Raw genomic sequence first — 20,855 nt, forward strand, 5'->3', positions numbered from 1 at the left:
CATCCGAGCGAGGAGGCCATGGACACCCCGCGAAGCATTACCGATCCGGCCGCGAGCACGACGCCACCGCCTCCGGAGCGCCACCCGGCGCGCGGACGTCGCGCCCACGCGGGCCCGCCCGCCGTCGAACCACCTGGCGCAAACGACGAGTTCACCGATCCATCGGCCTACAGGGCGCCCACGGGCGTGGCTTGGTGGCGCATAAGGCCACGCACCGTGCGCGCCAAGATCGTGTGCCTCCTGATGGTGCCCGTCGTCTCGCTGCTCGCGCTGTGGGGGTACGCGACCGTCAGCACCGCGCAAGATGTGGCCCGCCTGCGCCAGGTGCAGCGCGCTGATGCCGATGTACGGTCCCCGGTCGAGGCCGCCGTGTCCGCGCTCCAGGCCGAACGAGTCGCGGCTGTTCGCTACGCGGTCGAGCCCGGCGCCGACCGTGGCGGCGCACTCGAAAGGCAGGCGACACGGACCGACCGCGCCGTGGCCGAGCTGCGTCTCGGCGACCAACGGACCGTCGCCGACGGCGCGGGGCTCCCTGATGGTGCGGCCGACCGGCTCGAAACGTTCGTCACCAGTGCCGAAGAACTGCGCTCCCTGCGCGCCGAGGTGCTGGACCGACGCACGCGCTGGGACGCGACGTACGGCCAGTACACGAAGACGATCTCCCAGGCGTTCGCAATAGTGGGCGCCCTCACTGGAATGCAGGACACCGAACACGGCTCCCACGCGCGCGTGCTGCTTGAGTTTTCGACGGCCGGCGAAATGCTGGCCCGCGAGCACACCATGCTCGCCGCGGCCCGGCTGGACGGCGTACTGGACGGCGCGCGACTGCGGCTGTTCACCGGGGCCGTCGACACTCGCCGCACCCTGACCGAGACAGCGACAGCGGACCTGCGCGGCCCCGAGAGGTCCGCCTGGCGCGCACTTGAGCAAGGCAAGGCGTACGGAGACGTACGCGCCGCCGAGGACAAGGTCCTGGTGGCCGAACCAGGCCGCAAGGCACTCGCCGCGGCCCCGGCGGGGGCCTGGGACAACGCCTATGCGGTCGTGCGGGACGAGCTCCGTGCGATCAAGGAGAGAGCGGATCGCAGCGCCGCCGACCGCACCGACCCGCTCGCCCACGGGGTACGCACTCCGGTAGGCGCCGCCGTCCTCCTCGGGCTGGTCGCCGTCTGCGCCTCACTGGTCATCTCCGTACGCATCGGGCGAGGTCTCGTCATCGAGCTCGTGAGTCTCCGTAACGGAGCCCTGGAGATCGCACGCCGCAAACTCCCGCAGGCCATGCGACGGCTGCGTGCCGGTGAGGAGATCGACATCCGTGCGGAGGCGCCCGCTGGGCCACCGGCGGAGGACGAGACAGGGCAGGTCTCCGAAGCGCTCGGTACCGTCCATCGAGCGGCCCTGCGCGCGGCGATCGAGCGCGCGGAGCTGGCCAGCGGCATCTCCGGGGTGTTCGTCAACCTCGCCCGGAGGACCCAGATCCTCGTCCATCGCCAGCTCAGCCTCCTCGACAGCATGGAGCGCAGGTCCGACGACCCCAACGAGCTCAGCGACCTCTTCCGGCTCGACCATCTGACGACCAGGATGAGGCGCCACGCGGAGAGCCTCATCATCCTCTCCGGAGCCGCACCCGGCCGCGCCTGGCGCATGCCCGTCTCCCTGACCGACGTGGTGCGCGCGGCAGTCTCCGAAGTCGAGGACTACGCGCGCGTGGAGGTACGACAACTCCCCGCCGCGTCGGTCCTCGGGACGGCGGTGGCCGACCTCACCCACCTCCTCGCCGAACTGGTGGAGAACGCCGCCCAGTTCTCGCCGCCCCACACCAAGGTGCGGATCAGCGGCGAACCAGTCGGCAACGGCTATGCCCTGGAGATCGAGGACCGAGGGCTCGGCATGGGCAAAGAGACGCTCGCGGAGGCCAACCGTCGTATCGAACAGTCCGAAGCACTCGATCTGTTCGACAGCGACCAACTCGGCCTCTTCGTAGTCAGCAGGCTCGCTGCCCACCACGCCATCAAAGTACATCTGCGCACCTCCCCCTACGGAGGGACCACCGCCGTCGTACTGCTACCTACCGCACTTCTGCACAGCGGCACGGTGCGAAGCACGGAGACTCATGCTGCTGAGCCCGCCCCGGCGGCGCCCAGGGCCAGGTTGGACAAGGAGCACGCAGGCGTGCACGGAGCACCACGGCACCACATGAACAACAACTCCGTTCCGGCCTCGGCCACACTCCCTGCACTGGCCGCAGCGGCCGAGGCGCCGCCCCCGCCCGGCGTCACCGCGCTCCGGCTGCACCAGGGACAAGGCGCTCGCGACACCCCGGAGATGCACCCCGACACCATCGACGCTCTTGATGTCGCCGACGCCGACTCACAGGACGCCTCGGAGGAACTGCCGCGCCGCGTACGCCAAGCGAGCCTCGCCCCTCAACTGAGGGAACGCCCCACAGGTGGTGGCGCCGCGGCAGAGGGCGCCGGAGCTGAGGACGAGCGCAGCCCGGAGCAGGTACGCGACCGTATGGCTGCCTACCGCGACGGCTGGGCACGCGGGGGCGGCCGGCTCCCGGGCATCGGCACGCCGGGAGCCGTACCGGGCAGGGAAAGCAGCGAAGGAGATCGCACATGATCCAGGACCAGAGCATCCCCACCGGTCGGACCGGCGAGCTCGGCTGGCTGTTGGACGACTTGGTGCTGCGCGTCGGGGAGGTGCGGCACGCGGTGGTGCTGTCCACCGACGGGCTCCCGGTCGGCGCGTCGACCGCTCTCACCCGCGAGGATGCCGAACATCTCGCTGCGGTGGCCTCGGGGTTCCACAGCCTCGCCAAGGGGGCGGGCCGGCACTTCGGAGCCGGGGGAGTGCGCCAGACGATGGTGGAGATGGACGATGCCTTCCTGTTCGTGGCCGCTGCGGGCGACGGATCCTGCCTCGCTGTTCTCACCGCTGTGACGGCCGACATCGGCCTCGTGGCGTACGAGATGGCACGCATGGTCAAACGGGTGGGCGAGCACCTCCACACCCCGGCGCGCTTCGCCGAGCAGCCACCGAACCTCGGATGATGAGGGCGGCCGGTACCCATGACCGAGGACACGAGCGGCACCCCGGGCCAGCCGGGCAGCCAGTGGTACGACAACGAAGCCGGGCCTCTTGTACGGCCCTATGCGATGACGGGCGGACGCACCAGACCAGGACCGCGGGGCGTCCGCTTCGACCTGATCGCCCTCGTGACGCTCGACGACACTGTTCAGGAGCATGACGACACCACCGGGCTCGGGCCCGAACACCGGGCGCTCATCGAACTGTGCCGTGTCGAGACACAGTCCGTCGCCGAGCTCGCCGCTGGCGCGGATCTGCCCGTGGGCGTGGTCCGCGTGCTCCTGGGCGACCTGTTGGAGGCGAGCCGGGTGAAGATCAGTCGGCCCGTTCCGCCCGCACAGCTTCCCGACGAAAAGATCCTCCGAGAGGTGATCGATGGGCTCCGAGCACTCTGACGCCACGGGCGCCGAGACCTCTGCCATGGCATTGAAGATTCTGGTCGCGGGCGGCTTCGGGGTGGGCAAGACCACCTTGGTGGGCGCTGTCAGCGAGATCCGTCCGCTACGCACCGAAGAGCTGTTGAGCGAGGCGGGTCAGTCGGTGGACGACACCGAGGGGGTCGACCGGAAGACCACGACGACCGTGGCCATGGACTTCGGTCGCATCACCATCCGCGCGGGCCTTTCGCTGTACTTGTTCGGCACCCCGGGCCAGGACAGGTTCTGGTTCTTGTGGGACGAGTTGTCTCAGGGTGCCCTCGGTGCCGTGGTCCTCGCGGACACCCGGCGGCTCGAGGACTGCTTCCCCGCCGTGGACTACTTCGAGCACCGTCGTATCCCGTTCGTCGTGGCAGTCAACTGCTTCACGAACGCGCGTACCTACGGGGCGCTCGAAGTGTCACGGGCTTTGGACCTCGACCGCGGGACGCCCGTGGTGCTGTGCGACGCCCGGGATCGCGATTCGGGGAAGGAGGTGCTGATACGGCTGGTCGAGTATGCCGGGCGATTTCATACCGCCCGGCTGCTCGACTCCGTGGGCTGAGCTGCCAGCGAGCCTGTGGAACTCTCGGTAAGCCACAGCCACAGCCACAGCCGGGAGACTCCGTGTGTGCCGTCAGTCGGAGACCCCGGCGTACGCGAGCACCTTGTCGATCCGCACGCGGACCAGGAGTTCCCCGGGGACGCCGTTGCGCTTGCCGAACTCCTCGGCGCGGTCCTCGCCCATGTAGCGCGCGCCGATCCGGGCTGCCCAGTGCTGGAGTTGCTCGATGTCTTCGCTGAGCTCCGCGCGTCCCTGGAGCACGACGAAGGCGAACGGCGGCTGATCGTCGTCGACGCACAGGGCCACACGCCCGTCCCGTGCGAGGTTGCGTCCCTTCACGGTCTCCTTACCCGTGTTGAACACCAGGTCGTCGCCGTCGAGCAGGAACCAGATCGGTGCGATGTGCGGACTGCCGTCCGCACTGACGGTCGAGAGCTTGCCGGTTCGGGTGCCGTGCGAGACGAAGGCCCGCCACTGGTCGTCGGTCATCTTCTGTGCCATGTTCCCATCATGCTTGCCGGGCGGCCGGTCGTGGTGAAGGCTGGCAGGTCAGATCCTCCAGCCAGGGGGAGAGGACACGGGGAGATGGGAACATGGGCCAGAGCATGGGGCTCGGCTGGCTGCTGGACGACCTGACCCAGCGGATGGAACACGTACGGCACGCGCTGGTGCTGTCCAACGACGGTCTGGTGACCGGGGCGAGCACGGACCTCAAGCGGGAGGACGCGGAGCATCTGGCCGCGGTCTCATCCGGACTGCACAGCCTCGCCAAGGGATCAGGGCGCCACTTCCACGCCGGCAATGTGCGCCAGACAATGATCGAGTTCGACGACGCGGTCCTCTTCGTCACGGCGGCGGGCGACGGCAGCTGCCTGTGCGTTCTGAGCTCCGCGGAGGCCGACATCGGACAGGTCGCGTACGAGATGACGCTGCTCGTGAACCGTGTCGGGGAGCACTTGGCCGTGGACGCACGGAAACCCGAACGCACGCCAGTCGTAGACCTCTGACCTGCGCTGACGCTGCCACGTCAAGAGTTATCCACAGGCCAAGCGAGGATCGTGGTGGTCGGGCTACGGTTTTTCCCGAGAGCAAGCAAGCACATCTCACGGGGGATCCACCATGACCGGTGACACCATCACGCAATCCACCACCACGCAATCCACTGGCACGACGACCACCCGACCGACGGTCACGCCGACCTGGGCAGCGAAAGAACTGGGGTTGAAGCGGGGTGAATTCGATCTGGCCGTGATGCTGGGCCGCATCCGTACCGTCGCTGAGGTGCCCGGTGGCCGGCGGCGCGTCACCCATGAGGAGATCGAGCGCGTGCGCGGGGGCGAGGGGTTCCCCGAGGCGCTGCGAGAGAGCGTCAGAGCCGTGGGCACCACCGAGGGCGCGAAGCTCATGCAGATCACCACGGCCCGCTTCACCCGTCTCGCACGCGCCGGTGTTCTGACACCCGTGAAGTTCTACCTCAACCGTTACAGGGTGGTTGTCTGGCTCTATCTCGCCGAAGAGCTGCGTCATTTCGCCGGGTCCGAGATCAATGCCGTCCTGCTCAAGGGGCGCATGCCGGAGACGATTCGAGGACGCCTCGAAGAAGGGCAGGATTTGCGGGCCCGCAACTGGCGGGGTCGGTACGCGGAATCCCTGCTGCGCCACGCCGAAGACGCATGGGAGCGCGCCGCCACGATGGCCTCGCTGCTCGATCCGGTACAGATCGCGGAGATCGTCCGGGACCCCTATGAACGCGCCTATCTCAGCCGGCTCAAGCCCGTGTCCCGCACCCAGGGCGGACCGGAGTCGCCTGCGGTCCGGATCGTGGAGACCATCACGATCGCGGATCATCCCGACGAGATCCGGTGGCTGCGCTCCAGCCTGCTGATCGGCCTCGTCCAGGCCCGCGCGGAGCGCCCAGCGCCTCGACCGACGCCACAGCCCGCTCCCGCTTCCCCTCCCACTCCCGAAGCAGGCGCTCGCGTCCCGGAATTGGAGCCGCCGACCGCCGAATCGGCCGAGGCTTCGGTGCAGGAGGCGCGAGGCTTGATGCAGTGGTTGCGCCGCAGGAGGCCGTAGTCCGCCGAAACCACGGCATCGGACGCGGGGGCGGGGTGATCGTCGGTGTTGCTACATCGTCGCGTCCAGGTCCTTGGCGTACTCCTCGATGGCGGGGCGATAGCCCGCGATGTCAGGGTCCTTGCTTGTGGTCACGAGCAGCGTCAGAAGCACCTGCATTGCGTCGTGGGTCCGGCCGGTGTTGTACAGGGCCATGGCGAGGAACGTCTTGAGACCGCCGTCCTCCGGGAACTCGGCCGCTCCTTGACCGAGTGTGGCCACGGCTTCCTCATAGCGCCCCAGAACCCGGTAGGTACTGCCGAGCCCCAGAAGAGCTCCGCGACGATCGTCGTTCGACAGGCCAGTTCCCTTGAGCGCGCGCTCGTAGTGCGGCACCGCTTCGGCTTCAAGCCCGAGCGTGTCGTGGACCCAAGCCGTCTGGTACGCGACCTCCGCATCGTGCGGGAATTCTGCCGCCAGGGAGAGGAGCCGCTCCCTGGCCTCCTCGCGTCGGCCCTCCTCGCGGAGCCGTACGGCGTCCGACAACAGCCGATCCCTGTCCTCACTCGGATTAACGCTCAACGCCCCGTCCCCTTCGTGCTCGCGTCCGAATCCGGAATCTATCCCGAACGGAGGCAGAGATGCCTTTCGGAACCCGTCCCGCGCCCGCCCACCGGCCGTCAAGCGGCCAGTTCTTCCTCCAGCCACGTACGCCCCCGGGTACGAGCAGTGAGCCGCACGCCGCCCAGGCGCGTGGCGAGTCGCTCCGCCTCGGCTCGCACCGAGTTCCGCGCGTCCGCACCGACGTCCTCAAGGAACCGGCACACGATCTCGCCACTGCTGTCCTGGGCCCATCCACCGACGATGCGGCCGTCCCACCACACAGACGGGCCGATGTTGCCGTTTCTGTCGAAGAGGCGCGGGCCGTGCTCCCCGAGGAACCAACCGCGGTGCTGCCAGCCCATCGGAGTGGAGTCCAGCGCCGGCAGCAGAGCCGCCCAAGGCTCCGGCTGGGAGGTCTCCTCCAGGTCATCGGGGAGCAACAGCCCGTGCAGCCCGTCCAAGTCGACCTCGACGGGGCGCAGTTCGGTCAAGGCCCGCTTGGTCTGGGTCTTGGTCCACCCGGCCCACCACCGCAGATCATCCGGGGTGGCCGGACCGAACGTCCGGAGCCAGCGCCGGGCGAGCTCCGTCTCGGCCTCGCGGGTGTCCCAGTCGGCGAGGCCACCGGGAAACCAGTCCGTCAGCGACGCCCAGCGGTACTGATGGGAAGTCCATGTACCACGCGGTCTGCCCCGCACCACATGTCCCTCGGCGGCGAGCAGCAGAAGGAGTCGGCTGGCCAGTTTCTGCCGACCTTCGTAGCTCTTGCCACGCGACATGACCAACTCGGTGGCCAGCCGGGGGTCGTCACTCGCGAGCTCCGCGGCGGTCGCCTCGCCCCGTTCCTTGAGCGCGCGCAGCGCCACCTCTTCTGTCTGCGACAGCCACGCCTCCACCCCGGCCGCGTCGTCGGCGACACCGGACTCGGCCAGCATCCCCAGGAGAAGGCGACGTTCCCGCGCGGCGACCGCCCGCGAGCACGCGGCCTGCAACACCGGCGCCACATCGAGGGACGTCACGAAAACCGTGCGCCGCATGCCCATCAGGCGAATCAGCGAGCGGTCCTCGTACAGCGCGCGCTCCACGTCCGCCACCTGGCCGTCCCGCATGCGGGCCCAGGCGCCGACGTACACGGACGAGGGGTCGGTGCTGTGCAGGGCCAGCAGAGACCGTGCCACCTCGACCGGATCGTCGGTCCTGGTGTCCACCGTCAGCCGGTGGCGCAGTGCCAGTCTCGCCCGCCGCTCCACCGCGTCGATCCGTCGCACCGCGCCTCCCCTCCAGGCCCTTCACCGGTTACGCGCCGGCTGTCGGACCGTCCATGTGGCGCTCCCCGTACGGGCGGAACAGCCCTTCCTGCACCACTGATACCAGCAGGCGGCCCTCCTGGTCATAGATACGGCCCCGGGCGAGGCCGCGGCCCCCCGTCGCGATGGGGGACTCCTGGTCGTAGAGGAACCACTCGTCGGCGCGGAAGGGCCGGTGGAACCACATGGCGTGGTCGAGCGACGCCATGTCGAAGCCGCGGGGCCCCCACAGTGGTTCCACCGGGATGCGTACGGCGTCGAGAAGCGTCATGTCGCTCGCGTAGGTGAGCGCGCAGGTGTGCACGAGCGGGTCGTCGCCCAGCGGGCCGACGGCGCGCATCCACACCGCGCTGCGCGGCTCAGCGTCCTTGGTCTCCTCGGCGGTCCACCGCAGCCGGTCGACATAGCGGATGTCGAAGGGCTGGCGCCGGGCCATGCGCTCCAACTGCTCGGGGAGCGCGCCGAGGTGCTCCCGGATCTCTTCGGCGACCGTCGGCAGCGACTCCGGATCGGGAGCCGCGAGGCGCGGCGGCAGCTGGTGTTCGAAGGCGCCCTGTTCGGGCTGATGGAAGGAGGCGGTGAGGTTGAAGATGGTGCGGCCCTGCTGGACGGCGGTGACGCGGCGCGTGGTGAAGGAGCGCCCGTCCCTGACCCGTTCGACCTGGTACACGATGGGCACGCCCGGGCGCCCCGGGCGCAGGAAGTACGCGTGCAGCGAGTGCACCGGGCGGTCGCCCTCGGTGGTCCGGCCCGCCGCCACCAGGGCCTGTCCGGCGACCTGCCCGCCGAACACCCGCTGCAAGGACTCGTTCGGGCTGCGGCCCCGGAAGATGTTGACCTCGATCTGCTCAAGGTCCAGCAGGTCGACCAGTCGGTCGGCGGGATTGTTCATGACAGTTCCTCGACTCCTGTCCGGGACACACGGATCCTCGGGGCCCTCAGAGCTGGCCGACGTCCGTGACCCGGACGACGGCGCGGCCCTCCTCGTCGGAAGCCGCGAGATCGACCTCCGCGCTGATGCCCCAGTCATGGTCGCCGTTCGGGTCGGCGAACGTCTGCCGGACGCGCCACAGACCGTGCTCAGGATCCTCCTCGATGAGCAACAGCTTGGGCCCGCGGGCATCGGGGCCGGTGCCGAGATCTTCGTACTCGTCCCAGTACTTGTCCATGGCCTCACCCCACGCGTCCGCGTCCCAACCGGACTCGGCGTCCAGCTCGCCCAGCTCCTCGACGTGGTCGAGGGCGGCCAGCTCCACCCGGCGGAACAGCGCGTTGCGGACCAGGACGCGGAAGGCGCGGGCGTTGGCCGTGACCGGCTTGACCTCGTCGGCCTTCTCCTGGGCCTCCTCCGCCGTCATGACCTCGGGGTTGGCCAGCTGCTCCCACTCGTCGAGGAGGCTGGAGTCGACCTGGCGCACCATCTCGCCGAGCCAGGCGATCAGGTCCTCCAGGTCCTCGGACTTCAAGTCGTCCGGGATGGTGTGTTCCAAAGCCTTGTACGCGCTCGCGAGGTAGCGCAGGACGATGCCCTCGGTGCGGGCGAGTTCGTAGAAGGACGTGAATTCCGTGAAGGACAGTGCCCGCTCGTACATGTCGCGGACCACGGACTTCGGGGACAGCGGGTGATCGCCGACCCACGGGTGGCTCGTGCGGTACGTGTTGTACGCGTGGAAGAGCAGCTCCTCCAAAGGCTTCGGGTACGTGACGTCCTGGAGCCGCTCCATCCGCTCCTCGTACTCGACGCCGTCCGCCTTCATCAGCGCCACCGCCTCGCCCCGCGCCTTGTTCTGCTGGGCCGCGAGGATCTGACGCGGATCGTCGAGAGTGGACTCGACGACGGACACCATGTCCAGGGCGTACGAAGGGGACTCGGGGTCGAGGACTTCGAAGGCGGCGAGGGCGAACGTCGACAAGGGCTGGTTGAGCGCGAAGTCCTGCTGCAGGTCGACGGTCAGACGCACGATGCGGCCCGTCGCGTCCGGCTCGTCGAGCTTCTCCACGACGCCGCCGGCGAGGAGCGAGCGGTAGATCGCGATGGTCCGGCGAATGTGCCGCAGCTGCTGCTTGCGCGGCTCGTGGTTGTCCTCAAGGAGGTGTCGCATCGCCTCGAAGGCGTTGCCGGGCCGGGCGATCACGGACAGCAGCATGGTGTGCGTGACCCGGAACCGGGAGGTCAGCGGCTCAGGATCCGAGGCGATCAGCTTCTCGAAGGTGCTCTCGGACCAGGCGACGAAGCCCTCGGGGGCCTTCTTGCGGACCACCTTGCGGCGCTTCTTCGCGTCGTCGCCGGCCTTCGCGAGCGCCTTCTCGTTCTCGATGACGTGCTCGGGCGCCTGGGCGACCACGAGCCCCGCCGTGTCGAAGCCCGCACGCCCGGCGCGCCCGGCGATCTGATGGAACTCCCGAGCGCGCAGAGTGCGGACACGAGTGCCGTCGTACTTGGTGAGGGCGGTGAACAGCACGGTGCGGATCGGGACATTGACGCCGACACCCAGGGTGTCGGTGCCGCAGATGACCTTGAGAAGGCCCGCCTGGGCGAGCTTCTCCACCAGACGGCGGTACTTGGGCAGCATGCCGGCGTGGTGCACGCCGATCCCATGGCGCACGTAACGCGAGAGGTTGCGGCCGAACTTGGTGGTGAAGCGGAAGTTGCCGATCAGATCGGCGATCTTGTCCTTCTCCTCGCGCGTGCACATGTTGATGCTCATCAGCGACTGTGCGCGCTCGACCGCTTGGGCCTGGGTGAAGTGGACGATGTAGACCGGCGCCTGCTTGGTCTCCAGGAGCTCGGTGAGCGTCTCGGTGATCGGTGTCAGACGGTACTCGTACGACAGCGGCACCGGCCGCGTCGCGGACCGGACGACCGAGGTGGGGCGGCCCGTGCGGCGCGTCAGGTCCTTCTCGAACATGGAGACGTCGCCAAGCGTCGCCGACATGAGGATGAACTGCGCCTGCGGAAGTTCGAGCAGCGGGATCTGCCAGGCCCAGCCGCGGTCCGGCTCGGCGTAGAAGTGGAACTCGTCCATCACGACCTGGCCGATGTCGGCGTGCTTGCCGTCACGCAGCGCGATCGAGGCGAGAACCTCGGCGGTACAGCAGATGACGGGAGCGTCGGCGTTGACCGACGCGTCACCGGTCAGCATGCCGACGTTCTCGGTGCCGAAGAGCTTGCACAGATCGAAGAACTTCTCCGACACCAGAGCCTTGATCGGCGCCGTGTAGAAGGTGACCTTGTCCTGAGCCAGCGCCGTGAAGTGGGCGCCCGCGGCGACCAGACTCTTGCCGGAGCCGGTCGGCGTGGACAAGATCACGTTCGCCCCGGAGACCACCTCGATCAGTGCCTCCTCCTGGGCCGGGTAGAGGGTGATGCCCTGGTCCTCGGCCCACGACGAGAAGGCTTCGAAGAGGGCATCTGGGTCGGCGTCCGGCGGCAGCTGATCGATAAGGGTCACACCCCCATCTTGCCTTCCTTCCTGCCCGATCACGGAACCGGAGGTATCCACGAAGATCACGAACGCTACGCTGTGTCGCCAACGGGGCGTCAGAACAATCGAAATGGGGCGGGCGACACCAATGATGGGACCGGCACACTCACTGTCGGGGGCGGCGGCCTGGCTCGGGGTCGGTGCCGCGGCAGCGGCCGCGGGGCACACGATGCCCTGGCCGGTCCTCCTCGTCGGCGCGCTGATCTGCGCCGGAGCGGCACTCGCGCCCGACCTCGACCACAAGTCGGCGACCATCTCGCGGGCCTTCGGACCGCTCTCCCGGGGTCTCTGCGAGATCGTCGACAAACTCTCGTACGCCGTCTACAAGGCGACCCGCAAGCAGGGGGACCCGCGTCGCTCGGGCGGGCACCGCACACTCACGCACACCTGGCTGTGGGCAGTGCTGATAGGAGCGGGCGCGTCGGCCCTGGCGATCTTCGGCGGTCGCTGGGCGGTGCTCGGCATCCTCTTCGTCCATATGGTGCTCGCCATCGAAGGCCTGCTGTGGCGGGCCGCCCGCGGGTCGAGCAGCGATGTCCTGGTCTGGCTGCTCGCCGCGACGAGCGCCTGGATCCTCGCCGGTATCCTGGACAAGCCGGGCAACGGCTCCGACTGGATGTTCACCGCACCCGGCCAGGAGTACCTGTGGCTGGGGCTGCCGATCGTGCTCGGCGCACTGGTGCACGACATCGGGGACGCGCTGACCGTTTCCGGGTGCCCGATCCTGTGGCCCATCCCGATCGGCCGCAAGCGCTGGTATCCGATCGGGCCGCCGAAGGCGATGCGGTTCCGGGCCGGGAGCTGGATCGAGCTCAAGGTGCTGATGCCGGTGTTCATGCTGCTCGGGGGAGTGGGCGGCGCGGCCGCGCTCAACTTCATCTGAGGAACGACTCCCGTCCGCAGCCCGCTCACGCGCACGCCGGCTCAGGCCGTCGGCGGCTGCTCGCCGTGCCAGGAGTGCCAGAGCGCGGCGTAGGCGCCGCCGGCCGTCACGAGGTCGTCGTGGGTGCCGAGCTCGGTCACCCGGCCGTCCTCCATGACCGCCACGCGGTCCGCGTCGTGGGCCGTCTGCAGCCGGTGGGCGATGGCGATGACGGTGCGTCCGTGAAGGACGGCGGCGAGGGCTCGTTCCGTGTGCCGCGCTGTCGCCGGGTCCAGAAGCGCGGTGGCCTCGTCCAGGATCAGCGTGTGCGGATCGGCGAGCACGACGCGGGCCAGGGCCAGCTGCTGTGCCTGCGCTCCGTGCAGGCGATGGCCCCCAGGCCCCATCTCGGTGTCGAGACCGTCCGGCAGGCCGTCGGACCAGTCGGCGCCCACCGCGGTGAGGGCGGCCTTCAGCTCGACATCGGTGGCGGACTCCGCCGCGATGACGAGGTTGTCCCGGAGCGTGCCGAGGAAGACGTGATGCTCCTGGGTGACGAGGACGACCTGACGACGAAGCCGATCGGGAGGAAGATCGGCGATCGGTACACCGCCGACGGTCACCGTGCCCTCGACCGGTGCGTCGATCCCCGCGAGAAGTCGGCTCAGCGTGCTCTTGCCCGCCCCCGAGGGCCCGACGATCGCGAGGCGCTCACCGGGTTGTACGGAGAGGTCCACGCCGTGCAGGACGTCGGCGGAGCCGCTGTAGGCGAAGCGCACGCCGTTGACCTCGATGCGGTCGTCCTCAGGGGCGCCGTCATGGGGGAGAAGGGGAGGGGTGGGACCCGTGGGTGCGGCGGCCAGGCCCTCGACCCGGGCGAAGGAGGCGCCACTGCTCTGCAGCTGTTCCACCTGCTGCAGGATCGTGTCCAGCGGCTGGGAGAGCTGCTGCAGGTAGAGGACCGAAGCGACCACCGTGCCCAGACTCACGGAGCCCTGGTCGTGCAGGATCCCGCCGAGGAGCAGCACGGCGACGACCGGGACGGTGTACGCAATGTCGATGGAGGGGAAGAGGACGCTGCGCAGGAACAGTGTCCGGTCGTGGGCGGCGACGCACCGCCCGATCTCCGCCTCACTGTCCGCGACACGACGCTGGCGCAGACGCAGGGCCTCTACGGTGCGGGCCCCGGAGGCCGTGGCCGCGAGTACCTCGGCCAGTGCGGAGTGGGCCGTGCCCTGCTTGAGGTAGGCGGAGTGCGCACGGCGCAGGTACCAGCGGGTGGCGAACCAGATGCCGGTGAGGCCGACCACACCGCAGACGCCGAGCAGCGGATCCAGCAGAAAGACCGCGCCGAGGATGAACAACGCCTGCACGGCCGCCACGAAGACATCCGGTCCGGTGTCGCGCAGCATCTGCCCGGCGGTCGCGACGTCGGTGGTGCCGCGCGCCGTCAGGTCGCCTGCTCCGGCCCGCTCCACGACGGAGGCCGGCAGGGCGAGGGCCCGGTCGACGAACTGCTCACGAATGCGGCCGAGGGTCCGCTCGCCGAAGCGGTGGGCGAGGTAGCGGGCGTGGCGCGCCAGAAGGAGCTGGGCGACGGCGCCGATGAGGATGCCGAGGGCGAGGCGGTCGACGGTGTCGACGCCTCCGCCGTCCCGGACCGTGTTGATGATGCGCCCGAGGAGCCAGGGGCCGGCGAGCCCCGCTGCCGCGGCAAGCGCATTGAAGACCATCATCGTGATGAAGGCGCCGGTGTCCTGTCGGATGAGCCGGAGGGCGGCCTGTCGGACCTGGCGGCGGTCGGCCACGGGCAGGTGCCCGGTCACGGGATCGGCCGCGTTCTCGCGGCGGGCCGGCGTCATCGGAGGGCCTCATGAGTCGGCTCGGCGGGGGGCCCGGAGCGCTTCTGTCCCTGTGGTGTGTGCTGCTTCTCCGCCTCGTCGCCTTCTTCGATCCCGCGCGACACCAGGCGCCGGTAGCCCGGGTGACCTGCCAGCAGGTCGGCGTGGCGGCCGACGGCGGCCACGCGGCCGTCCACCAGGTAGTACACGGCGTCGGCTTGGTCGAGGACGAGGGGAGACGTGCTGGTGACAAGGGTCATGCGACCGTTGCGGGCGGCGCGGAGACGGGACGCCATGTTCGCCTCGGTGTGGGCGTCGACCGCCGAGGTGGGGGCGACCGCCAAGAGCACCTCGGGGTCGGCGAGGAGGGCCCGCGCAAGGCGGACGCGCTGGCGTTGGCCACCGGAGAGGTTGCGGCCCTGTGCGTCGAGGAGGGCGCCGAGCCCGTCCGGGAGGCCGAGGACGATGTCGCGGGCCATGGCCGCCTCGACCGCGCGGGCGATGGCCGCCTCGTCCGGAGACCACCGGCCGGAAATGGCGGCACGCAAGGTACCGGCGAAGAGGTCCGCTTCGTTGTCCGCCACCAGGATCCGGGCCCGCACCTCGTCCAGTGCGACTGCGTCGAGGCGGACCGAACCCCATGTGACGGAGGAGGGAGCGAACCGGCCGAGCCGATCGACGATCTCCGTGCCGTCGGACGCTTGGGCGCAGACCAGCGCGGTGAGGAGACCGGGGGCGACCTCGACGCCGGACACGGGATCGCGCAGCAGGGACGGTTTCTCGGGGCTGGGGCTGGGGCTGGGGCTGGGGACCACAGTCCTGGAACGTGGCTTCTGCGAGCCCGGCTCCTCCGACTGCTGCCCCTTCGAGTCCGTATTCTCCGAATTCTCGCTCTCCCAGCACTGCGGCTCCAGATTCAGGAAGTCGACGACCCTACGCGCGGCGACGAGGCCCCGGCCGATGTCGTAGCTGCCCTCGATGAAGAACGTCACCGGCACCACGAGGACGGCGACGTAGCCGTAGATGGCCACCAGCTCGCCAACAGTGATGGTGCCCTGAGCGGCCATGCGGGCGGCGAGCCACGTCACAGCGGCCAGGAACAGGGTGGGCAGGCCGAGACCGAAGGCCTGGATCCAGCTCATGCTCGACCCGACCCGGTAGCCCTCGTCCCGCAGTTGGTGGGAGCCCTCGCGGTAGCGGGCCGCGAATACCCCTTTGCCCCCGAGGCCGTTGAGGACGCGGAGTCCGCCCGCGAGGTCCCCGAGTGTCGCGGCGAGTGCGCCCTGGCGCTCCCGGTAGGCCGTCTCGGCGCCTTGCAAGCGGCTGAGGAACGGGCCGATCAACACGGCGAGCAGCGGCACGCCGACCAGCACCACCACAGCGAGCAACGTGGAGACGGACAGCAACAGCGCGGCCACTACGAAGTAGGCGACCACAGAGCCCACGCCCGGCCCGGTCACGGTGAGGGTCTGGCTGATCACTCCGACGTCGGAGTGGCCGATGGTGACGACCTCACCGGCCGAGATGCGGCGGGGCAGCGCGGCGCCGAGCCGGGTCGCGTGGTCGACCACGACTCGCACGGTACGGAAGTAGGCGTCGAGCCGGATCCGGGTCATCGTGCGATGCCGCATGATCGCGAGCCAGGCGTTCAGGACTCCGATGCCGAACAGGGCCGCGCACCAACCCACCAGAGCGGACCGGTCACCCGCCCGCAGGCCCTCGTCGATGGCGCGCGACAGGACGTACGGGGGGAGCGTCAGGCAGACCATCCACGCGCTGCCCAACACAGCTCCGGCGGCCACACGGCGAGGCTGGCTGACGGTCACCCACCAGAGGTAGCGGGCCGGCCCGCGCCGATCGGGGACGCCAGGTTCCGTGGACGATGCAGCCATCCACGAACCCTAACTACTACTGCTTCGGCGCGAACAGAGCCCCTCCTACCCGTGCCAGGACCGCCACAGCGCCGCGTACGCGCCGTCCGCCGCCACCAGCTGGTCGTGGCTGCCCAGTTCGCTGATCCGGCCGCTCTCGACCACCGCGATGACGTCGGCGTCATGTGCGGTGTGCAGCCGGTGGGCGATCGCCACGACCGTGCGGCCGTCCAGGACACGGGCGAGGGAGCGCTCCAAGTGCCGGGCCGCGCGCGGGTCGAGGAGCGAGGTCGCCTCGTCCAGGACCAGCGTGTGCGGGTCGGCGAGGACCAGTCGCGCCAACGCGATCTGCTGGGCCTGTGCGGGCGTCAGTGCGAACCCGCCCGAGCCGACCTCGGTGTCCAGGCCCTCGTCGAGGCCGCGCGCCCAGTCGGCCGCGTCGACCGCGCCGAGCGCCGCCCACAGTTCGGCGTCCCGCGCTCCGGTCCTGGCGAGGAGGAGGTTGTCGCGCAGGGAGCCCACGAAGACGTGGTGTTCCTGGTTGACCAGGGCCACATGGGTGCGTACCGCCTCCGCGGGCATGTCCGACAGCGCGGCGCCGCCCAGGGTGACGTGGCCGGTGCGAGGTCCGTAGATCCCGGCGAGAAGCCGGCCCAAGGTCGACTTGCCCGCGCCCGACGGGCCGACCAGCGCGACCCGCGAGCCGGGTTCGACGGCGAGAGACACCTCGCGGAGCACGTCGACGCCCGCGCGGTAGCCGAAGTGGACGTCGTCCGCGAGGACATGCCGTCCCTCCGGAGTCACGGAGGGGTCGCCCGCGTCCGGCTCGATGTCGCGCACGCCGACGAGCCGGGCCAGGGACACCTGGGCGACCTGCAGTTCGTCGTACCACCTGAGGATGATCCCCAGCGGGTCGACGAGCATCTGCGCGATCAGGACGCCGGTGGTCAGCTGGCCGACGCCGATCCAGCCCTGGAGGACGAAGACTCCGCCGATCATCAGTGTCGAGCAGAGCACGGTCGTGTGGGTGAGGTTGAGCACCGGGAAGAGGACCGATCGCAGGTAGAGGGTGTACCGCTCCCAAGCGGTCCATTCCGCGATACGGCGCTCCGACAGTTCGACGCGGCGGCGGCCGAGGCGGTGGGCCTCCACCGTGCGCCCCGCGTCGACGGTTTCGGTGAGGGCGGCGGCCACGGCGGCGTATCCGGCGGCCTCCGAACGGTAGGCGGAGGGAGCCCGCTTGAAGTACCAGCGGCAGCCCACGACGAGAAGGGGCACGGCGACGAGCACGGCGGGTGCCAGCGGCGGCGCGGTCACGACGAGGCCGCCGAGCAGCAGCACCACCCACACCACGCCGATGGCGAGCTGCGGCACGGCCTCCCGCATGGCATTGGCCAGCCGGTCGATGTCCGTGGTGATGCGCGAGAGCAGGTCGCCGGTACCGGCCCGTTCCAGGACGCCGGGCGGCAGCCCGACGGAGCGCACGAGGAAGTCCTCCCGCAGATCCGCCAGCATCCGCTCGCCGAGCATCGCACCGCGCAGCCGCACCTCGCGCACGAAGAAGGCCTGCACGAGGAGGGCCACCGTGAACAGCCCGATGGTGAGTTCGAGGTGGAGATCCCGTGCGTCGTCCGAGACCTTCTCGACCAAGCCGCCGAGGAGATAGGGGCCGACCATCGAAGCGATGACGGCGAGCGTGTTCACCAGGATGAGGAGGAGGAAGGACCGGCGGTGGCGCTGGAACAGTTCGCGAACGTAGTCGCGCACGGTCGTGGCCGAGCCGACGGGCAGGGTCTCCGCCGTCGTGGGGGCCGCCGGATCATATGCCGGGGGCGCCAGGCCGATCATGCCGTCTCCTCGATGTCGAAATTCGTCCGGCCTTCCGAGGAGCCCGTCAAGGCCTCCGCGGCGACGCGTTCGGTGTGTTCGGTCTCCGTCTCGCGGGTCACGACCGCGCGGTATCGCGGTTCGCTGTGCACGAGTTCGCGGTGTGCGCCTACTGCCGCGACCTCGCCGTCGGCCAGGAAGACGACACGCTCGGCACGGTCGAGGAGCAGGGGTGACGAGGTGAGCACCACGGTGGTGCGTCCCCGGCGCAGTTGCCGGATGCCGTCGGCGACCCGGGCCTCGGTGTGCGAGTCCACGGCGGACGTCGGCTCGTCGAGTACCAGCGCCTCGGGGTCGGTGACCAGTGAACGGGCCAGGGCGAGGCGTTGGCGCTGGCCTCCGGAGAGGGAGCGGCCGCGTTCGGTGAGGTAGGCGGCCATGGGGCCGTCGTCCACCGACGCCTGCGCGAGCGCGTCCAGGACGTCGGAGCACTGCGCCGCGGCCAGTGCCTCCTCGGGGCTGACCGCGCCCGACGCCGGTACGTCGAGGAGGGCGCGAAGGGTGCCGGAGAGCAGGACCGGGTCCTTGTCCTGGACCAGCACGGCGGTGCGGGCGGCGGCCAGCGGCAGGTCGTCCAGCGGTACGTCTCCGAGACGCACGGACGGCAGGCCCGCGGCATCGTCGAACGTGGGGTGCCCGCCGAGCCGTTCGGCGAGCCGCCCCGCCTCGTCCGGGTCGCCGCACACCACGGCGGTCAGGCGGCCCGCCGGGGCGAGCAGGCCCGTCGCCGGGTCGTACAGGTCACCGGAAGGCGCAGGCGAGCCACCCGCCACAGAGTCCGCCGCAGCCTCCGCCACAGATTCCGCCGCAGACGCCGACAAAGGATCTGCCGAAGAGTCCATATCCCCGGAGCCCGCACCCTTCGGCGCCGTCCGTTCCAGGGCGAGGACCCGGGCCGCTCGCTTCGCGGAGGGGCGGGAGAAGGAGTACGCCATGGCGATCTCCTCGAAGTGCCGCAGCGGGTAGTTGAGCATCATGATGGCGCTGTAGACGGTGACGAGTTCGCCCACGGTGACGCGGCCCTCGCGAGCAAGGTGCACGCCGTGCCAGACGACCGCGATCAGCAGCAGCCCCGGCATCAGGATCTGGATCGCCGAGATGACGGCCCACATCCGGGCACTGCGCACCGCGGCCGTGCGGACCTCCTGCGAGGCACGGCGGTAGCGGTCGAGGAAGAGTTCCTCGCCGCCGATGCCGCGCAGCACCCGCAGCCCGGCGACGGTGTCCGACGCCAGTTCGGTGGCCCGCCCCGCCTTCTCGCGCTGGAAGTCTGCCCGGCGCGTGGCGCGGGGCAGCAGCGGCAGCACGGCTATCGCGAGCACCGGAATGCCGACAGCGACGACGACACCGAGGGCGGGCTGGTAGATGACGAGACCGACGCAGATCAGGACGACGGTGAGCGCGGCCGCCGCGAACCGCGACAGCGCCTCCACGAACCAGCCGATCTTCTCGACGTCACCGGTGGAGACGGCCACGACCTCACCGGCGGCGACGCGCCGGGTCAGCGCGGAGCCGAGCGCGGCGGTCTTGCGGGCGAGCAACTGCTGCACGCGCGCCGCGGCTGTGATCCAGTTGGTGACCGCGGTGCGGTGCAGCATGGTGTCGCCCACCGCGATGCCGACGCCGAGCAGGCCGATCAGCGCGCCCGCCAGGGCGAGTCGTCCGCCGGAGCGGTCGAGCACGGCCTCGACGGCGACGCCGACCATGTAGGGCAGGCCCGCGATGGAGCTGAAGTGCAGCAGGCCCCAGGCGAGAGACTTGAGCTGCCCGCCGAGCTGGTTGCGGCCCAGCCACAGCAGGAAGCGCGGCCCCGACCGGACATCGGGCACACCGGGGTCGGGATACGGAAGGTCGCGAATCTGCATGATGTCCCAGGACTAGGTGGACTAGGTGCGGCGGCGTCGCTCCGACGAGGAACCCGAAGGAGCGGACGGCGGTTACAAACCGTGAAAGATTCGCCTCGCCCGGTGGTCGGAAGCAAACGGTTTTCCGCCCAGGGGTAAAGAATCGGCCCGGTCCCGGTGAGCGCCGTGGCGCTGGACAGGGGGAGTGCGGAGCGGGTGCGACCATGGACGGATGCGAATAGCCGGTGGGGTACGAATGGTGGTCGCGGCAGCGGCCTGCGGTGTTCTTCTGACGTCCTGCGCGAGTGGGAACGACGACGGTCCGCGGAAGGGTGCCGCCGGCGCGGAGCACGGCGAGAGCGCCCAGGCCGGGGCCGGCGACCCCCGGCGCATTCCGGACGTCGGCGACCGTCTGCAGTCCGAGATCCCTCGGAACTCCCGTCAGGTCGTGGCGGTTTACGGCGACGGTGAGGACTCGGCGAAGTCGACCGTCGTGCTCTACACGAAGTCGGGCACCAAGGACACCACCTGGGAGAAGGCCCGCAGCTGGCCCGCGCACAACGGCAAGAAGGGCTGGACCACCGACCACCGCGAGAACGACAAGCGCAGCCCGGTGGGCGTGTTCACGCTCACCGACGCGGGCGGCGTCCTCGCGGATCCGGGGGCCAGGTTCCCGTACACGGAGTCGGTGTCCATGCAGGCCCCGCACTACTGGCCCAAGACGCACTGGCACGACTTCGACTACGTCATCGCCATCGACTACAACCGCGCCAAGGGCACCCCGCCGAACGACCCCACGCGGCCGCAGGGCCAGGCCAAGGGCGGCGGCATCTGGCTGCACATGGACCACGGCAGCGGGACGTCGGGCTGCGTGAGCCTGTCCAAGGCGGGCATGAAGTACCTGCTGCGCACGCTCGACCCGAAGCAGCACCCGGTTGTGGTGATGGGTGACAGGGCGCACCTCCAGGCCTGAGCAGGACGCCGGAGAACCGGAGAACCGGGGAACCGGAGAGCGGGACGGCCCGA

At 70.0% G+C, this 20,855-nt stretch carries 17 protein-coding genes; 8 read left to right on the top strand and 9 right to left on the bottom strand.

The genetic code is table 11. The features are described from left to right. The first annotated feature begins 18 nt into the window (after nt 1-18). The 4 genes from AB0H82_RS03815 to AB0H82_RS03830 are packed head-to-tail and all read left to right on the top strand — an operon-like array spanning nt 19 to nt 4,074. Nucleotides 19-2,625, top strand: a complete 2,607-nt coding sequence (locus AB0H82_RS03815; RefSeq protein WP_362988428.1) for a nitrate- and nitrite sensing domain-containing protein — start codon at nt 19-21, stop codon at nt 2,623-2,625. Continuing rightward, complete coding sequence (locus AB0H82_RS03820; protein ID WP_362988430.1) at nt 2,622-3,056, top strand: roadblock/LC7 domain-containing protein; 435 nt, start codon at nt 2,622-2,624, stop codon at nt 3,054-3,056. The genes AB0H82_RS03815 and AB0H82_RS03820 overlap by 4 nt, the downstream gene beginning before the upstream one ends. 18 nt (nt 3,057-3,074) lie before the next feature. Next, nucleotides 3,075-3,488, top strand: coding sequence for a DUF742 domain-containing protein (locus AB0H82_RS03825; protein ID WP_362988432.1), 414 nt, complete (start codon nt 3,075-3,077; stop codon nt 3,486-3,488). Further along, nucleotides 3,469-4,074, top strand: coding sequence for an ATP/GTP-binding protein (locus AB0H82_RS03830; RefSeq protein WP_362988434.1), 606 nt, complete (start codon nt 3,469-3,471; stop codon nt 4,072-4,074). The genes AB0H82_RS03825 and AB0H82_RS03830 overlap by 20 nt, the downstream gene beginning before the upstream one ends. A 72-nt stretch (nt 4,075-4,146) precedes the next feature. On the opposite strand, the gene AB0H82_RS03835 is transcribed toward AB0H82_RS03830, so the two are convergent. Beyond that, complete coding sequence (locus AB0H82_RS03835) at nt 4,147-4,575, bottom strand: PPOX class F420-dependent oxidoreductase (protein WP_362988437.1); 429 nt, start codon at nt 4,573-4,575, stop codon at nt 4,147-4,149. Nucleotides 4,576-4,667: 92 nt separating this feature from the next. On the opposite strand from AB0H82_RS03835, the gene AB0H82_RS03840 reads away from it, so the two are divergent. Both AB0H82_RS03840 and AB0H82_RS03845 read left to right on the top strand, forming a co-directional pair. Further along, the gene (locus tag AB0H82_RS03840; protein ID WP_362988439.1) at nt 4,668-5,081 is read left to right on the top strand and encodes a roadblock/LC7 domain-containing protein; all 414 of its coding nucleotides are present in this window, start codon (nt 4,668-4,670) and stop codon (nt 5,079-5,081) included. Nucleotides 5,082-5,193: 112 nt separating this feature from the next. Continuing rightward, nucleotides 5,194-6,150 (top strand): DUF6397 family protein, encoded by a 957-nt coding sequence (locus AB0H82_RS03845; RefSeq protein WP_362988441.1) that lies wholly within the window; start codon nt 5,194-5,196, stop codon nt 6,148-6,150. A gap of 51 nt (nt 6,151-6,201) precedes the next feature. On the opposite strand, the gene AB0H82_RS03850 is transcribed toward AB0H82_RS03845, so the two are convergent. The 4 genes from AB0H82_RS03850 to AB0H82_RS03865 form a co-directional block, all read right to left on the bottom strand. After that, on the bottom strand, nt 6,202-6,675 hold the full coding sequence (locus tag AB0H82_RS03850) for a tetratricopeptide repeat protein (protein WP_362988443.1): 474 nt from the start codon (nt 6,673-6,675) through the stop codon (nt 6,202-6,204). 134 nt (nt 6,676-6,809) lie between these two features. After that, nucleotides 6,810-7,991 carry a winged helix DNA-binding domain-containing protein gene (locus tag AB0H82_RS03855; RefSeq protein WP_362988822.1) on the bottom strand — a complete coding sequence of 394 codons (1,182 nt, stop codon included), beginning with the start codon at nt 7,989-7,991 and terminating at the stop codon, nt 6,810-6,812. Between the two features lie 37 nt (nt 7,992-8,028). Continuing rightward, nucleotides 8,029-8,931, bottom strand: coding sequence for an acyl-CoA thioesterase II (locus tag AB0H82_RS03860; protein ID WP_362988445.1), 903 nt, complete (start codon nt 8,929-8,931; stop codon nt 8,029-8,031). A gap of 46 nt (nt 8,932-8,977) precedes the next feature. Then, nucleotides 8,978-11,551: a DUF3516 domain-containing protein gene (locus AB0H82_RS03865; protein WP_362988447.1), complete on the bottom strand. Its 2,574-nt coding sequence runs from the start codon at nt 11,549-11,551 to the stop codon at nt 8,978-8,980. 61 nt (nt 11,552-11,612) lie between these two features. Here AB0H82_RS03865 and AB0H82_RS03870 point away from each other — a divergent pair, with 61 nt between their 5' ends. Then, a complete protein-coding gene (locus AB0H82_RS03870; RefSeq protein ID WP_362988449.1) occupies nt 11,613-12,407 on the top strand; it encodes a metal-dependent hydrolase in 795 nt (264 codons plus the stop codon). 41 nt (nt 12,408-12,448) lie between these two features. Here AB0H82_RS03870 and AB0H82_RS03875 read toward each other — a convergent pair whose 3' ends face one another. The 4 genes from AB0H82_RS03875 to AB0H82_RS03890 are packed head-to-tail and all read right to left on the bottom strand — an operon-like array spanning nt 12,449 to nt 19,850. Further along, nucleotides 12,449-14,248, bottom strand: coding sequence for an ABC transporter ATP-binding protein (locus AB0H82_RS03875; RefSeq protein ID WP_362988451.1), 1,800 nt, complete (start codon nt 14,246-14,248; stop codon nt 12,449-12,451). Continuing rightward, nucleotides 14,245-16,119 carry an ABC transporter ATP-binding protein gene (locus AB0H82_RS03880; RefSeq protein WP_362988453.1) on the bottom strand — a complete coding sequence of 625 codons (1,875 nt, stop codon included), beginning with the start codon at nt 16,117-16,119 and terminating at the stop codon, nt 14,245-14,247. Before AB0H82_RS03880 ends, AB0H82_RS03875 begins: the two co-directional genes overlap by 4 nt. A gap of 45 nt (nt 16,120-16,164) precedes the next feature. Then, nucleotides 16,165-17,946 (bottom strand): ABC transporter ATP-binding protein, encoded by a 1,782-nt coding sequence (locus tag AB0H82_RS03885; protein WP_362988455.1) that lies wholly within the window; start codon nt 17,944-17,946, stop codon nt 16,165-16,167. Then, nucleotides 17,943-19,850: an ABC transporter ATP-binding protein gene (locus AB0H82_RS03890; protein WP_362988457.1), complete on the bottom strand. Its 1,908-nt coding sequence runs from the start codon at nt 19,848-19,850 to the stop codon at nt 17,943-17,945. The genes AB0H82_RS03885 and AB0H82_RS03890 overlap by 4 nt, the downstream gene beginning before the upstream one ends. A gap of 235 nt (nt 19,851-20,085) precedes the next feature. Between AB0H82_RS03890 and AB0H82_RS03895 the strand changes: the two genes are divergently transcribed. Further along, nucleotides 20,086-20,802 carry a L,D-transpeptidase family protein gene (locus AB0H82_RS03895; RefSeq protein ID WP_362988825.1) on the top strand — a complete coding sequence of 239 codons (717 nt, stop codon included), beginning with the start codon at nt 20,086-20,088 and terminating at the stop codon, nt 20,800-20,802. Nucleotides 20,803-20,855: the final 53 nt, after the last annotated feature.

This window comes from Streptomyces sp. NPDC050732, assembly GCF_040654255.1.
Taxonomy (GTDB): Bacteria; Actinomycetota; Actinomycetes; order Streptomycetales; family Streptomycetaceae; genus Streptomyces.

What these genes read in the sequence shown, in the direction of transcription:
- AB0H82_RS03885 (WP_362988455.1), bottom strand. Translation starts at nt 17,946, where the DNA reads ATGATCGGCCTGGCGCCCCCGGCATATGATCCGGCGGCCCCCACGACG.
- AB0H82_RS03820 (WP_362988430.1), top strand. Translation starts at nt 2,622, where the DNA reads ATGATCCAGGACCAGAGCATCCCCACCGGTCGGACCGGCGAGCTCGGC.
- AB0H82_RS03890 (WP_362988457.1), bottom strand. Translation starts at nt 19,850, where the DNA reads ATGCAGATTCGCGACCTTCCGTATCCCGACCCCGGTGTGCCCGATGTC.
- AB0H82_RS03825 (WP_362988432.1), top strand. Translation starts at nt 3,075, where the DNA reads ATGACCGAGGACACGAGCGGCACCCCGGGCCAGCCGGGCAGCCAGTGG.
- AB0H82_RS03840 (WP_362988439.1), top strand. Translation starts at nt 4,668, where the DNA reads ATGGGCCAGAGCATGGGGCTCGGCTGGCTGCTGGACGACCTGACCCAG.
- AB0H82_RS03870 (WP_362988449.1), top strand. Translation starts at nt 11,613, where the DNA reads ATGATGGGACCGGCACACTCACTGTCGGGGGCGGCGGCCTGGCTCGGG.
- AB0H82_RS03830 (WP_362988434.1), top strand. Translation starts at nt 3,469, where the DNA reads ATGGGCTCCGAGCACTCTGACGCCACGGGCGCCGAGACCTCTGCCATG.
- AB0H82_RS03835 (WP_362988437.1), bottom strand. Translation starts at nt 4,575, where the DNA reads ATGGCACAGAAGATGACCGACGACCAGTGGCGGGCCTTCGTCTCGCAC.
- AB0H82_RS03880 (WP_362988453.1), bottom strand. Translation starts at nt 16,119, where the DNA reads ATGGCTGCATCGTCCACGGAACCTGGCGTCCCCGATCGGCGCGGGCCG.
- AB0H82_RS03875 (WP_362988451.1), bottom strand. Translation starts at nt 14,248, where the DNA reads ATGACGCCGGCCCGCCGCGAGAACGCGGCCGATCCCGTGACCGGGCAC.
- AB0H82_RS03845 (WP_362988441.1), top strand. Translation starts at nt 5,194, where the DNA reads ATGACCGGTGACACCATCACGCAATCCACCACCACGCAATCCACTGGC.
- AB0H82_RS03860 (WP_362988445.1), bottom strand. Translation starts at nt 8,931, where the DNA reads ATGAACAATCCCGCCGACCGACTGGTCGACCTGCTGGACCTTGAGCAG.
- AB0H82_RS03815 (WP_362988428.1), top strand. Translation starts at nt 19, where the DNA reads ATGGACACCCCGCGAAGCATTACCGATCCGGCCGCGAGCACGACGCCA.
- AB0H82_RS03895 (WP_362988825.1), top strand. Translation starts at nt 20,086, where the DNA reads ATGGTGGTCGCGGCAGCGGCCTGCGGTGTTCTTCTGACGTCCTGCGCG.